14 protein-coding genes are annotated in these 12753 nt (G+C 68.1%); 12 read left to right on the top strand and 2 right to left on the bottom strand.

Features of this window, described 5'->3' with window-relative positions; genetic code table 11:
• Window positions 1–46 precede the first annotated feature (46 nt).
• Together AC5P5X_RS03965 and AC5P5X_RS03960 are read right to left on the bottom strand one after the other, a co-directional pair.
• Window positions 47–361: an AzlD family protein gene (locus tag AC5P5X_RS03965; protein ID WP_012480455.1), complete on the bottom strand. Its 315-nt coding sequence runs from the start codon at window positions 359–361 to the stop codon at window positions 47–49.
• Window positions 358–1089: an AzlC family ABC transporter permease gene (locus AC5P5X_RS03960; protein ID WP_014037422.1), complete on the bottom strand. Its 732-nt coding sequence runs from the start codon at window positions 1087–1089 to the stop codon at window positions 358–360. The genes AC5P5X_RS03965 and AC5P5X_RS03960 overlap by 4 nt, the downstream gene beginning before the upstream one ends.
• A gap of 127 nt (window positions 1090–1216) precedes the next feature.
• On the opposite strand from AC5P5X_RS03960, the gene AC5P5X_RS03955 reads away from it, so the two are divergent.
• The 12 genes from AC5P5X_RS03955 (at window position 1217) to gspE (ending at window position 12748) form a co-directional block, all read left to right on the top strand.
• Window positions 1217–1681 (top strand): Lrp/AsnC family transcriptional regulator, encoded by a 465-nt coding sequence (locus AC5P5X_RS03955; protein WP_005413654.1) that lies wholly within the window; start codon window positions 1217–1219, stop codon window positions 1679–1681.
• Between the two features lie 573 nt (window positions 1682–2254).
• On the top strand, window positions 2255–2935 hold the full coding sequence (locus tag AC5P5X_RS03950; protein ID WP_111189704.1) for a TonB C-terminal domain-containing protein: 681 nt from the start codon (window positions 2255–2257) through the stop codon (window positions 2933–2935).
• Between the two features lie 16 nt (window positions 2936–2951).
• On the top strand, window positions 2952–3482 hold the full coding sequence (locus tag AC5P5X_RS03945) for an RNA polymerase sigma factor (protein ID WP_032967204.1): 531 nt from the start codon (window positions 2952–2954) through the stop codon (window positions 3480–3482).
• A gap of 69 nt (window positions 3483–3551) precedes the next feature.
• Window positions 3552–4532: a FecR family protein gene (locus AC5P5X_RS03940; RefSeq protein WP_065183858.1), complete on the top strand. Its 981-nt coding sequence runs from the start codon at window positions 3552–3554 to the stop codon at window positions 4530–4532.
• Window positions 4533–4589: 57 nt separating this feature from the next.
• Complete coding sequence (locus AC5P5X_RS03935) at window positions 4590–5141, top strand: hypothetical protein (RefSeq protein ID WP_495215906.1); 552 nt, start codon at window positions 4590–4592, stop codon at window positions 5139–5141.
• 144 nt (window positions 5142–5285) lie between these two features.
• Entirely contained in the window at window positions 5286–5846 is a 561-nt protein-coding gene (locus AC5P5X_RS03930; protein ID WP_241889036.1) for a hypothetical protein, read from the top strand.
• 57 nt (window positions 5847–5903) lie between these two features.
• Complete coding sequence (gene gspG, locus AC5P5X_RS03925) at window positions 5904–6341, top strand: type II secretion system major pseudopilin GspG (protein WP_005409890.1); 438 nt, start codon at window positions 5904–5906, stop codon at window positions 6339–6341.
• A 9-nt stretch (window positions 6342–6350) separates the two neighbouring features.
• Window positions 6351–7256: a type II secretion system minor pseudopilin GspK gene (gene gspK / locus AC5P5X_RS03920; RefSeq protein ID WP_060380596.1), complete on the top strand. Its 906-nt coding sequence runs from the start codon at window positions 6351–6353 to the stop codon at window positions 7254–7256.
• A complete protein-coding gene (gspL, locus tag AC5P5X_RS03915) occupies window positions 7253–8416 on the top strand; it encodes a type II secretion system protein GspL (protein ID WP_111189705.1) in 1164 nt (387 codons plus the stop codon). Before gspK ends, gspL begins: the two co-directional genes overlap by 4 nt.
• Window positions 8413–8940, top strand: coding sequence for a type II secretion system protein M (locus AC5P5X_RS03910; protein WP_005409887.1), 528 nt, complete (start codon window positions 8413–8415; stop codon window positions 8938–8940). The genes gspL and AC5P5X_RS03910 overlap by 4 nt, the downstream gene beginning before the upstream one ends.
• Window positions 8937–11318, top strand: coding sequence for a type II secretion system secretin GspD (gene gspD / locus AC5P5X_RS03905; protein ID WP_111189706.1), 2382 nt, complete (start codon window positions 8937–8939; stop codon window positions 11316–11318). The genes AC5P5X_RS03910 and gspD overlap by 4 nt, the downstream gene beginning before the upstream one ends.
• Window positions 11315–12748: a type II secretion system ATPase GspE gene (gspE, locus tag AC5P5X_RS03900; protein WP_099473548.1), complete on the top strand. Its 1434-nt coding sequence runs from the start codon at window positions 11315–11317 to the stop codon at window positions 12746–12748. The genes gspD and gspE overlap by 4 nt, the downstream gene beginning before the upstream one ends.
• The last annotated feature ends 5 nt before the right edge of the window (window positions 12749–12753 follow it).

Raw genomic sequence — 12753 nt, 5'->3', positions numbered from 1 at the left:
TGCTGCGCCACTACGGACCGCCGGGCATTGCCCGGCGTACCGGTAGCTACCCCATCAGATAGCGCAACACACCCGCCGAGACCACGCCGATCAGCACGGTCGGCAGCATCGACAGCCGCGTGGCGGCCAGCAGGGTGATGGCCAGTGCGGCCAGGTCGGCCGGCTTGTCGGCCACGAAGTCCGGGGCGATCACCGAGATCAGCACGCAGCCCGGCGCGGCTTCCATCACCGTCACTGCGCGTTTGCTCAGTGTGCGGTTGCGCAGCGCGAGGAAGCCGACGATGCGGGTCAGGTAGGTGGCGGCGGCCATCAGCACGATGGCCAGTACCGAGGTCCAGTGGATCAGGCCATCGAAGATCATGCTGCGTCCTCCGCCAGCAGCCAGGCCGCGGCCAGGCCGGCCAGTGCGCCGCTGGCCACGTACCACGCACCTGGCACCAGCAGGTAGGTAGCAGCGGCAACGACCAGGCTGACCAGCCACGGCCGCGCGGCCTTCATGCCCTGCCACATGCCGCGCAACAGGACCAGGAACACGGCGGGGAAGGCCATGTCGAAACCATAGGCGTGGATGTCGCCCAGCATCGGGCCAACGATCGCGCCCAGCGCGGTGCAGGCCACCCAGACCGTGTACAGGCCTGCCGATACGCCCAGGTAGTAGGCCAGGCTGAAGCCAAGCGCGCGTCGGCGCGCATCGGCCACGCCCATCGCCCAGCTTTCGTCGCACATGAAGAACAGCGCCGGCAGCACCCGGCGGCGCGGCAGGTGCTGCAGCAGCGGGGCCAGGCTGGCGCCCATCAGCAGGTGACGGCTGTTGACCAGCGCGGTGATGGCCACGATCAGTGCAATGTGCGGTGGCGAGGTCCACAGTTCGACGGCGGCGAACTCCGAGCCGCCAGCGAAGTTGAGGCCGGTCATCAGCGGTACTTCCAGTGCGCTCAGGCCCTTCTGGGCCGCCTGCGCACCGAGCACCAGGGCGAACGGAATGAAGCCGATCATCACCGGCACGGCGGCGCGCAGGCCGCGCAGGAATTCGGCACGCGGCGCGGTATCGCAGGTGTCAGGCAGGGGGAGGGTGGTACGGGCGTCCATCGAACGGCACAACAAGGTGGGGGTGGCCCATGCTAGCGGTCCAATCGCGAAATCGGGTTGCGTTGATACCACTTGATTCTGGATGATTGATATTTCATGCGGCCAAAAGTGAAAGGGGTGAAATTCCATGCAGTACCAGCTGGACAACCTCGATCGGCGCATCCTCGACGCCCTGCAGCGCGACGGCCGCCTGCAGAACCTTGAGCTGGCACGCCTGGTCGGGCTGTCGCCGTCGGCCTGCCTGCGCCGGGTGCGTCTGCTGGAGGAGGGCGGCTACATCGACCGCTATGTGGCCTTGTTGAACGAGGCCAAGGTGGGCCGTGGCTTCACGGTGTTCGTGCGGGTGTGGCTGCGCGGGCAGGACGAGGACACCACCAATCATTTCATCAACAGCATCAAGTCTTTCCCGGAAGTGCTTGAATGCCATCTGATGGCCGGTGACTGCGATTTCCTGCTGCGGGTGGCGGTGGCCGACCTGGATGCCTACCGGCAGTTCCAGATGCAGCACCTGAACCGGATTGCCGGGGTGCAGAACACCAAGACCGAGATTCCGATGCAGCGGATCAAGCAGACGACCCAGCTGCCGCTTTGAGGGATGGGGTTTGCGGCCGGGTTGCACCCGGCACCCACGGGTAGTGCCGGCCGCTGGCCGGCAACCTCTGGAGCAACAGCAACAGCAACAGCAACAGCAACAGCAACAGCAACAGCAACAGCAACAGCAACAGCAACAGCGGGCCTGCTGAGGGATGGCGGGGTGGGTCCGGTTGCGGGGGACGCTGCAAGTACGTCCATGTAAGCTCGGTCGCCGCATCCATGCGGCTCACGCCCCCGCAACCGGACCCACCCCGCCTTCGACAGATTTCCACGATCTGCCGGAACGGCATGAGCTGCTCCTGGTGGGTGTCGACCTTGGTCGACACGTCTGGGTCGGCACGGGGTCGGATCCCGTTGCTGCGCAACGGGCTCTGACCCCAGGCGTGGATGAGGTGGTCTGTTCAATTCATTGATTCCTGATGGGTGACTGGCTTCGCGTCGGCTGTAGGCAGCGGTCATCGCAATGACATGTGGCGCCGGTACGGTTTGAGCCCGCTTGCGGGTCGCGCGCGGGCCGGGGTTCCGGTGGTGGCGCGCGTCCACTGCAGCTGCTGTCGCTGCCGAGGGTCATGTGTTCTACGTCAGGGGGCTGAATGGACACCATGCGGTCAGAACTTGGAAGGTGGCCATCGCCGCATGGCTGCTGCTGTCCTTTGCCGCTGCCGCGCAGGACGCTGTTCATGCCTACGACATCCCTGCGCAGCCGCTGGAACAGGCGGTCGAGCGCTTCAGCGTCATCAGTGGGTGGTCAGTGATGTACCCGGGTGACCTGGCCGCCGGCCGCAGCAGCCACGCGCTGCGCGGTAGCCTGTCGCCGCTGCCTGCGTTGCAGGTGCTGCTGCAGGACTCCGGTATCGAGGCCGAGGTGATCGGCGAGCAGCGCGTGGTGCTGCGCCGGGGCGCGCCCTCGGCCGCTGAATCGGGTGTTGGCGCCGAACTTCCCGAGGCCGAACGTCGGCGTCGCTACGGCGGCCTGCAGCAGCGGTTGCGTGCGGCGTTCTGTGACGACCCGGAGATCGCGCCCGGCCGCTATGCCGCGACGCTGCGCTTCCGCATCGACGGCGCGGGCCAGGTGAGCGAGCCCGAGCTGCTGTCAGGCAGTGGCAGCGCCCGCCGCGATGCGCGCCTGCTGCAGGCACTGCAGGGCTTGGTGCTGGCGCCCGATGCCGCTGCGCTGCCGCAGCCGGTGACGCTGCAGATCCGTCCTTCCGGCACCGACCACGACTGTGGCCGACGCGCGCCCCTTCAATGACTTCAAGGATTCGAACATGAGCAACGGTACGGCTGGGGCAATTGACCTGATGGACCACCTTCTGGGTGCCTACGATGAGCTGAAGCGCCGGCTGGTGCGCAAGCTGGGCTCGGAGGAGCTGGCCGGCGACGCGCTGCAGGACACGTGGATGCGCCTGAGCGCGCGGCGTGACCGCCTGGATGCCGTGCAGAACCCCGCGGCCTACCTGCTGCGAATGGCAATGAATACCGTGATCGACCGCCAACGTGCTGACCACCGCCTGCTGAGCCTGGAGGAGGTGGATACGCTGATGGACATGGCCGACCCTGCACCCGGTCCGGCGCAGGCGGCCGAACTGGACTTCGCGCTGGAAGACATGGTCGGCCTGCTGCAGCGCATGCCCGAGCGCCGTCGCCGCATCCTGCTGGCGATCCGCGTCGATGGCCTGCAGCAGCGCGATGTGGCCGATCACCTCGGTGTGTCGCTGCGGCTGGTGCAGCGTGAGCTGAAGGCGGCCCAGGACTACCTGGCCGAGCGCAGCGGGCAGGGGCGCCAGGTGCGGTTCTGAACGGCGGCATCCGTCTACACTTTGACGCCGAGCAGAACCCCGCAGCGTGCGGGTCCGGCATGAGCCCCCATGGATCCTGACGATCGCCCGCAACGCCCGCTGGATGCCGTCGAGCGTCAGGCGCACGCGTGGGTGGTGCGGCTGACCTCGGGCGAGGCGACCGCCGCCGACGGGCGCAGGTTCCGTACCTGGTGTGAGGCTGACCCGCGCCATCGCGAAGCGTTTGGCCGTGCGCGCCGGCAATGGGAGCAGGTACGGCTGGCCGGCGAGCAGTTGCCCGCCGCCGCGCGCCAACCGGTGGCGCCGACGCCGGCCCAGCGCTGGAGCCGGCGCGCCTTCCTGGGCGCGGCGATTGCCGCCCCGGCCAGCCTGGTGGTGGTGGCGGCAATCCGCCCGCCGCTGGGGCTGTGGCCTTCGGTGACGGCGATGACGGCTGATTTCCACACCGGCACCGGTGAACGTCTGCAGATCGCGCCCTTGCCACAGCTGAAGATCGAACTGGATACGCAGAGCAGCCTGCGCCGCCGCGCCGATGCGCAGGGCGAAGGCTTCGAGCTGGTGCAGGGCCAGGCCGCGATCGAGACCCTGGCCGGCCTGCGCCTGGCGCTGTTCGCGGGCCCGGGTTGCGTGATTGCCGATGAAGGCGCGGTGCGTCTGGATGTGCGCAACACCCACGGTCAGGTACGGGTGACCTGCCTGCAGGGCAGCGCCCGCATCGAGCATCCGCAGGGCCGGCTGCAGCTGCAGGCGGGTCAGCAGACCCAGTACGACGAGCGCCTCAGTGGCGTGGTGGCCGAGGCCGTGGCCTCGGAAGTGAGTGCCTGGACGGAGGGCATGCTGGTGTTCCGCCGCGCACCGCTGCGTGAGGTGGTGGAGGAGATCAACCGTTATCGCCGCGGCAAGGTGCTGCTGGGAGAATCGGCGTTGGCGCGCGCGCCGGTCAGCGGTCGCTTCCGTATTGATGATCCAGACGCGGCACTGGAGCAGCTGCGACTGACGATGTCGCTGGATCTGCGTCGCTTTCCGGGTGGCATTGCCGTCCTTGGATAGATGAAGACGCTGGCCCTGCGCGCCGCGCAGGCTGTTGCAAGCGAGGAGAGGCCAAGGATGCGCAACGAGACCATCGGTGTGCTGGATCTGCGTCGCAATCTGTCGGCGCTGCTGGAAACCACGCAGCGACGGCCATTGATGGTGCATCGCTATGGCTCACCTTGGGTGTGCGTGGTGTCCGATGCGCAGTGGCAGCAACAGGCGGTGCTGCTGGATTTCGATCCGCAGTCTCACCCGCTGGCGATGCGGCTGCGCCTGCAGCAGCAGTCGCTTCCGCTGTCTGAAGCTGGTGCGTTGCCGCCCGCGGCGGTTGCACGCGCACTGCTGTTGATGGACGTGCATCGCATTGAGGATCTCGCACAGCTGCACGACCAGGTGCTTCACCATCGCCTCTGGCATTGGTTCGTAGCAGGCACCCATGGTGTGATGGACGGCTGGCAGCTGCCGGCGCTGCGCGTTGCGATGGCGTCATGGTTCGATGACGTGGACATGTCCAATGCGCTGGCAACATTCGCCGCGCGCAGCGACGTGGCGATACTGGCACGGCGTTGTGGAGGCGAAGCGCCGCGGCTGGAACGCGAAGCCTGCAGGCAGATGACGCTGCGATGACGTTGTCGATGAAGCGCCACGCAGTGCACAGAGCTGCATGCGCGCTGTCGCTTCACCTGCCTTGCTGACGTCTTCTCCAGAGTACGACGCACCACGCGTCGTGGAGCACGGGCGGCGCCGATGGCAGATAGTCGCAGGATCAGCATGCTGGAACTGGATCGCCACCTGAGCCAGTCGCTGGAGCAGGCTCGGCACACGCCTGTAAACGTGCAGCGCTATGGGCACTCGTGGGTCTGGGTGCTGTCCAGTGATGCCTGGGCCGATGCGGCACGCTGGGCGGCACTGGACAGCAGCGCGCATCCGCTGGCCGCGCTGCGGCGCGCCCTCGATCTGCAGCTGCGGCCCTGGCCCGAAGCGGCCATGAACACGCTGCCGCTTGACGCGGGCGATGTGCGGCAGCTGCAACGTGCGGCGTTGCTGGTGGTCGTGCGTGATCTCACCAGTGCGCAGCGCGTGTACGACGATCTGCGCTACCACCAGGCCTACCGGATGTTCATCGGCCTCGACCATGGCACCGCGTGGTCGCCGATGCAGTGCATGCGCCTGCTGCAGGCCTGCGCGCACCCGTTGCTGCGCGACTGCATCGGCGATGCGCTGGCCAGCGTGCCACCGCACCTGTTCGAGTCTGCATGTGCCCCGGCTGCACGTATTGCGCCTGCACAGGGACACGCGCAGCGGATTTCCAGCGGATGTTTATCGTACTGACACATGCACCGCTGACCATGGCGTAGCGGTCTCTTCCAGGATGACGAGGGCGGAACAATGGCAAGGCAGGTTCGTGGTCGCAGGGCTCGGCAGCAGGGTTTCAGCCTGATCGAGATCATGGTGGTGGTGGTGATCATCGGCATCCTCGCCGCATTGATCGTGCCGCGGTTGATGGATCGCCCCGACCAGGCGCGCGTAGTGGCGGCGCGCCAGGACATCGCTGCATTGATGCAGGCGTTGAAACTGTTCAAGCTGGACAACGGGCGCTATCCCAGTGCCGAGCAGGGGCTGCAGGCGCTGGTGAAGCCACCGCAGGGCGGTGGCGCGATGCCGGTCACGCCCTATCTGGATCGCCTGCCCAATGATCCATGGGGCCATCCGTACCAGTACCAGATTCCCGGAACCCATGGCGACATCGATGTGTTCTCGCTGGGCGCGGACAGCAAGCCCGGTGGCGACGCCGGGAATGCGGACATCGGTTCCTGGCAGCTGTGAGGCAGGCCGATGTCAGCCCGGATGCGTTCTGTTTCGAGTGTCCGCCAACGTGGCATGGCGGTGATCGTCGCCTTGCTGGTGGTGGCACTGGTGGCGGTGATTGCCACCGCACTGCTGACCCGGCAGTCGGCCCAGCTGCGTGCGCTGCGTGGCGACCAGCTGCGCGTACAGGTACGCATGGCGGTGGACGCAACGCTGGAGCGTGCGGCACAGCAGCTGCGTGAGGATGTAAAGGAACAGCTGACCACGGTGCGCAGCGGGCGCTGGGCGCGCCCATTGGAGCTGCAGGCGCCGTTGCCGGTGCAACTGCAGCTGGTCGATGCGCAGTCGATGTTCAACCTGCGCAACCTTCTTGCGCATGGCAGGCCGGACCCCGAGGCGCGGCGCGCGTTCATCGCGTTGTGTGCCGGGCAGGGGCTGGGCCAGGGCGCCTGCGCATCCGCCGCCGACCACATCCAGGCGCGCCTGCGCGATGGCGACATGCAGGCGCAGGCGCCGCTGCCGCGCGAATCACTGATCGAACAAGCGCTACCTGGTGCCGATCCGGTGGCGTTGCAGGCGCTGGCGCGGCGTACCGTGGTGTTGCCGGCGCAGACCCTGGTCAACGCCAACACCAGCGACCTGCGCGTCCTGCAGGCGGTGACGCCCGTGGTCGAGCCGGCACGGCTGCAGGCGCTGCTCGGTGAGCGCGATGCTGGCCATTGGCTGCTCAATCGCGGCGACATCGCCAACCGACTCCAACTGAGCAACGAACAGATGGCCGTGCTTCCCCTGGGTATCCATAGCGAATGGTTCCTGGCCGTCGGCCAGGTGCAGGCTGACGGCAGTGCGGTCGATTTTCGCGCGCTGTTGTGGCGCGAATACCGCGACGATGGGGTGCGTGTGCAACGGGTGTGGACGAGGATCGGCGCATGAATGTGCAGCTTCGCGTGCGCCTGCCGGCGCTGGAGCACCTGCGCGCCGACAGCGCGGTGGACTGGGCGCAGCTGCACAAGGGCGAGGTGTTGGCGCATGGCCGCGACACACTGGCGACGCTGGGCCTGCGGCATCCGCAGGCTGCGGTGCGTGCCTGCCTCGATCCGAACGACCTGATCCTGCTGGAACTGCAGCTGCCGCCGTTGTCCGGGCGCCGCCTGCAGTCGGCGCTGCAGGGTGAGGTGGAGGCGATGCTGCTGGATGACCTGCAGGAGGTGGCGCTGGCCCACGGCGCGCAGGCGGCAGACGGCACGGTTCCGGTGGCCTGGCTCGGCCAGCAGGCCATCGCGCAGGCGCAGCAGCTGCTGGCCTCGTGTGGGCTGCAGCTGCAGGCGCTGTATCCGACGCCACTGCTGCTGCCCTGGCAGGACGGCCAGGCCACGCTGCAGGTCAGCGGCGAGCATCTGCTGGTACGCAGCGGGCGCGATCGGGGTTTCGTTCAATGGTATGGCGGACGTGATGCCTGTGCGGTGATGCAGGCGCTGGCCGTGCGCCTGCAACAGGCGGGCGTGCTGGCCGTGCAGTGGATCGATAGTGTGCCGCCGACGTGGCCGGACAGCCTGCCTGCCACCGCCGTCACGCATGAACGGCAGACCTCTGGCCCCTTGCCAGGCTGGTCATTGCCGCTGCCCGGCGCAGGCCGGAACGCACCGCGACTGGCGATCGGCCTGGCACTGGCAGCAGTGCTGCTGGCTGCACTCGGCCTGCAGCTGCAGGTCTCGCGTTGGCGGATCGAGGGCGAGGCCCTGCAACGGGACATGGCGCGCCAGTTCAGCGCGCGCTTCCCGGAGATCATCGATGTGGTGGACCCGGTGTTGCAGGCAAGGCGAGCACTTGCGGTGCCGCTGCCGGCGCCGCCGTTGCCGGCGCTGCAGCGTCAGGTTGCCAGCACGCTGCAGGCTGTTCCGGAGCTGGCCGGGCAAGTGCGCAGCCTGCATTACCAACCCGGGCAGCTGGACATGGAGCTGGATGCCGATGCCCAGGCATTGGCCGACGATCCGCAGCGGCTTGAGCACTGGCAGCAAGCAGTTCAGGCACAGGGCCTGCAGCTGGCGCGCGAAGCCGGTGGACACCTGCGAGTGAGCGGAGCTGGGCAGTGACGACCCGCACCCTATGGCTGGGCGAGGGGCTGGTGGGCCTGCAGCACCGCTGGCAACGCCTGCCACCGCGCGACCGGCTGATGCTGTGGGTGATGGTGGTGGCGCTGCTGGTGGCGGGCCTGTGGTCGTTGTGGCTGGAGCCACTGCTGAAGCAGCGCACGTATTGGCAGGCCGAGCTGCCGCGGCTGCAGGCGCAGTCCCGCGCACTGGCACCGCTGCTGCGCGCCCGTGAGCGCCAGCAGCTGGCGCAGAGCCAGCACCCGACACTGGCCGGGCTGCGCGATGGCATCAAGACCGCCGGCCTTGCCGCCGGCCTGCATATCGAAGCGCGCGACGGGCGTTGGCACCTGCAGGTGCAGGCAGTGCCCGCCGACGCGCTGTGGAACTGGCTGCTGCCCGTGCTGGCCGATCCGGCCATCGAACTGCAGCAGCTGCAACTGACACGCACAGGGGATGCGAACATGCCGGCGGCACGGATTTCCGGAAACATCGTGATGGTGGCCACCGCGGGTGCCCATCCATGAGGGCGATGCGCAGCCTTGCCTGCAGTACCGCACTGGCCCTGATCGTGTGCATGGCCCACGCACCGGCGCCGGTACTGGCGCAGGACGCCCGTGATGAGCCGGTTCAGTTGAACCTGGTCGACACCGATATCGGTGGCGTACTGCGCATGGCAGCGCGCTTCACCGGGCGCCAGTTCCTGGTCGATCCACGGGTGACCGGCAAGATGACAGTGGTTTCCGATGGCCCGGTCAGCCGTACCCAGGCCTACCAGTTGCTGCTGGGCGCACTGCGCATGCGCGGCTTCGCCGTGGTCGAGAACGGCGGCGTCAGCCGGGTGGTGCCGCAGGCCGATGCCAAGCTGCTCGGTGGCCGCGTTGGCAGCGGCGGTGCGGGGGGTGAGATCGCCACGCGCACCTTCGCGCTGCGCTACGAGAACGCGGCCGCGCTGGTGGCGGTGCTGCGGCCGATGATCAGCCCGGACAATCCGATCACTGCCAATCCGGGCAACAACACGCTGGTGATCACCGACTATGCCGACAACCTGGAGCGCATCGCGCGTGTGATCGCCAGCGTGGATACACCGGCCGGCATGGACACCGATGTGGTGAAGCTGCAGCAGGGCATTGCCGTTGACGTCGCGGCGATGGTCGCGCCGCTGCTGGATGCGCAGGGCGCCGAGCCCACCCAGAAGGTGGTGGTGATGGCCGACCCGCGCAGCAACAGCGTGCTGCTGCGGTCGAGCAGTCCCGGGCGCACCCGCCTGGCTAGGCAGCTGGTGGAGAAGCTGGACCGTGCCCAGGATGAATCCGGCAACCTGCATGTGGTCTACCTGCGCAATGCCCAGGCCAACCAGCTCGCGGGTGTGCTGCGTGGCGTGGTGGCCGGGCAGAGCGATGCACCGGCGATGGGCAGCAACGAAGGCATCACACCACTGCCCGGCGACGCCAGCCGCTCCACCCCCGCGCAGCCGTCGCAGCCGCAGCAGGCCAAGCCCGGAGGCAATGCGCTGGAATCGCAGCGCCTGGACCCGAGCCGCCGTGACCCGATCGATGCAGGAAGCACCGGCTTCAGCCAGAACGGCATCTCGGTACAGGCGGACGTGGCCACCAACACGCTGCTGATCTCCGCCCCCGAGCCGGTGTACCGCAACCTGCGCCGGGTGATCGACCAGCTCGACCAGCGCCGTGCACAGGTGCTGGTGGAAAGCCTGATCGTGGAGGTCAACCAGACCGACGCGGCCGAACTGGGCGTGCAGTGGATGCTGGGCAATGGCCGCACCTTCGGCGGCACCCACTTCGGCGGCACCACCGGTGGCAGCGGGTTGAACACCAACGCACGCACCACCCTGGACGTGCTGCCCAAGGATGGCCTGAAGATCGGTGTGATCGACGGCACCATCAACCTGCCCGGCGTCGGCCAGATCCTCAACATGAAGGCGTTGGCCAACGCGCTGCAGAGCAAGGGCGGTGCCAACATCCTGTCCACGCCGAACCTGATGACGCTGGACAACGAAGCGGCCAGCATCATGGTCGGCCAGACCGTGCCGTTCGTCAGTGGCCGCTACGTGACCGACGGCGGCGGCGGCAGCAACAACCCGTTCCAGACCATCGTGCGCGAGGACGTCGGCCTGAAGCTGCGGGTGCGCCCGCAGATCTCCGAGGGCGGCACGGTGAAGCTGGACATCTACCAGGAAGTCAGCAGCATCGACGCGCAGAGCGCGAACAGCACGGCCGGCATCATCACCAACAAGCGCGCCCTGGATACCAGCGTGCTGCTGGACGATGGCCAGATCATGGTGCTGGGTGGCCTGCTGGAAGACAGCGTCAGCCATGGCCGTGATGCGGTGCCGGGGCTGGGAAAGATCCCGGTCCTGGGCGCCTTGTTCCGCAGCGACACGCGCAAGCGCGCCAAGACCAACCTGATGGTGTTCCTGCGCCCGCACGTGGTGCGTGACCCGGCCGCCGGCCAGCGCCTGACCCGCGACCGCTACGACTACATGCGCAACGCGCAGGCGGGCGCGCAGCCGGCACAGAGCTGGGCCTTGCCGGCGCTGTCGGCACCGCAGCTGCCACCGCAGGACCTGTCTGTACTCGGCCAGGGCAATGCACGCGATGACCAGGGCCAGCCGCTGCAGAGCAGCAGCCTGGCGGCGCTGTACCCGTCCGGTGACGGCGACGCGCAGCTGGTGCAGTTCGCGCAGGGGCTGGACCCGGCGCGTGCCAGCCAGGGCGTGGCGCAGGTGCGTGCACTGGGCCTGCAGGCCTATGCCGAAGCGACGCCCGGCGAGAGCGGGCAACGCCTGCGCGTGAGATTGCCGCGCGATCCGGCGACGCTGGACCCTGCGCTGCAGCAGCTGCGCGGGCTGGGCTACACGCCGGAACTGGTGATCGGGCCGTGAGCGCCGCCACAGCTCTGCCGTACGCCTGGGTGCGCAGCCATGGCGTGATGCTGTCCGAAGTTGGTGGCGAGCCCGTGTTGCTGGGCACCGCCGAAACTGCGGCGTGGGCCGTGGCCGAACTGCGCCGTCGGCATGGCCCGCTGCCGTTCCAGGCGCTGGATGCTGCGACGTGGCAACAGCGGTTGAGTGAGCAGTACCGTGACGGCGGCGATGCCGCTGCCGTAGTGGGTGCCGCCGAAAGCGAAGTCGATCTGGACCGGCTGATGCAGGACATGCCGGAGGTCACCGATCTGCTGGATGCTCAGGACGATGCGCCGGTGATCCGCATGATCAACGCGCTGCTGGCACAGGCCGCACGCGATGGCGCCAGCGATCTGCATATCGAACCGTTCGAGACTCATTCGGTGGTGCGCTACCGCGTGGACGGCACGCTGCGCGACATGGTGAAGCCACGGCGCGCACTGCATGCGGCGCTGGTATCACGCATCAAGATCATGGCGCACCTGGATATTGCCGAGAAGCGCCTGCCGCAGGACGGGCGCATCGCCATCCGCGTGGGCGGGCGGCCGCTGGATATCCGTGTCTCCACGGTGCCGACCGGTCATGGCGAGCGTGCTGTGCTGCGCCTGTTGGAAAAGGATGCCGGTCGCCTGCAGCTGCAGCGCCTCGGCATGGCCGATGACACGCTGGCCACGTTCACCGGGTTGATCCGTCAGCCGCACGGCATCGTGCTGGTCACCGGGCCGACCGGCAGCGGCAAGACCACGTCGCTGTACGCCGCACTGGGCCAGCTCGACAGCAGCACCAGCAACATCCTCACTGTGGAAGACCCGGTGGAGTACGACTTCGCCGGCATCGGCCAGATCCAGGTCAACGCGCGCATCGGCATGAGCTTTGGCACCGCGCTGCGTGCGATCCTGCGCCAGGATCCGGACACCATCATGATCGGTGAGATCCGCGACCTGGAGACCGCGCAGATTGCGGTGCAGTCGTCGCTGACCGGGCATGGCGTGCTGGCCTCGCTGCACACCAACGATGCGATCTCGGCGGTGACCCGCCTGGCTGACATGGGCGTGGAGCCCTTCCTGCTGGCCTCGTCGCTGCGCGGCGTGCTGGCGCAGCGGTTGGTGCGGCGGCTGTGCACGCAGTGCCGTCGTGCCGAGGTGGACGGCGAGGGTCGCACCGTATGGCGCGCGGTGGGCTGCGCGGCCTGCGCCAACAGCGGCTATCGGGGGCGAACCGGCATCCATGAACTATTCGTGGTCGACGACCGCGTGCGCGCATTGATCCATGAAGGGCAGGGCGAGCCTGCGCTGCGCGAGGCGGCCCGGCGGGCCGGCATGCGGACCCTGCGGCAGGATGGCCAGCGCTGGGTCGACAGCGGGGTAACCACGCTGGAAGAGATCCTGCGCGTCACCGGCGACGATTGAGGCCT

The sequence above is a fragment of the Stenotrophomonas sp. YJH_SMC_91 genome (assembly GCF_059368495.1).
Note: the sequence above shows the minus strand (reverse complement) of the source record. Positions and strands in the feature narration are given on the sequence as shown.

What these genes read in the sequence shown, in the direction of transcription:
- gspL (WP_111189705.1), top strand. Translation starts at nt 7,253, where the DNA reads ATGAATGTGCAGCTTCGCGTGCGCCTGCCGGCGCTGGAGCACCTGCGC.
- AC5P5X_RS03955 (WP_005413654.1), top strand. Translation starts at nt 1,217, where the DNA reads ATGCAGTACCAGCTGGACAACCTCGATCGGCGCATCCTCGACGCCCTG.
- AC5P5X_RS03965 (WP_012480455.1), bottom strand. Translation starts at nt 361, where the DNA reads ATGATCTTCGATGGCCTGATCCACTGGACCTCGGTACTGGCCATCGTG.
- AC5P5X_RS03960 (WP_014037422.1), bottom strand. Translation starts at nt 1,089, where the DNA reads ATGGACGCCCGTACCACCCTCCCCCTGCCTGACACCTGCGATACCGCG.
- gspK (WP_060380596.1), top strand. Translation starts at nt 6,351, where the DNA reads ATGTCAGCCCGGATGCGTTCTGTTTCGAGTGTCCGCCAACGTGGCATG.
- gspD (WP_111189706.1), top strand. Translation starts at nt 8,937, where the DNA reads ATGAGGGCGATGCGCAGCCTTGCCTGCAGTACCGCACTGGCCCTGATC.
- AC5P5X_RS03945 (WP_032967204.1), top strand. Translation starts at nt 2,952, where the DNA reads ATGAGCAACGGTACGGCTGGGGCAATTGACCTGATGGACCACCTTCTG.
- AC5P5X_RS03930 (WP_241889036.1), top strand. Translation starts at nt 5,286, where the DNA reads ATGCTGGAACTGGATCGCCACCTGAGCCAGTCGCTGGAGCAGGCTCGG.
- AC5P5X_RS03940 (WP_065183858.1), top strand. Translation starts at nt 3,552, where the DNA reads ATGGATCCTGACGATCGCCCGCAACGCCCGCTGGATGCCGTCGAGCGT.
- gspG (WP_005409890.1), top strand. Translation starts at nt 5,904, where the DNA reads ATGGCAAGGCAGGTTCGTGGTCGCAGGGCTCGGCAGCAGGGTTTCAGC.
- AC5P5X_RS03935 (WP_495215906.1), top strand. Translation starts at nt 4,590, where the DNA reads ATGCGCAACGAGACCATCGGTGTGCTGGATCTGCGTCGCAATCTGTCG.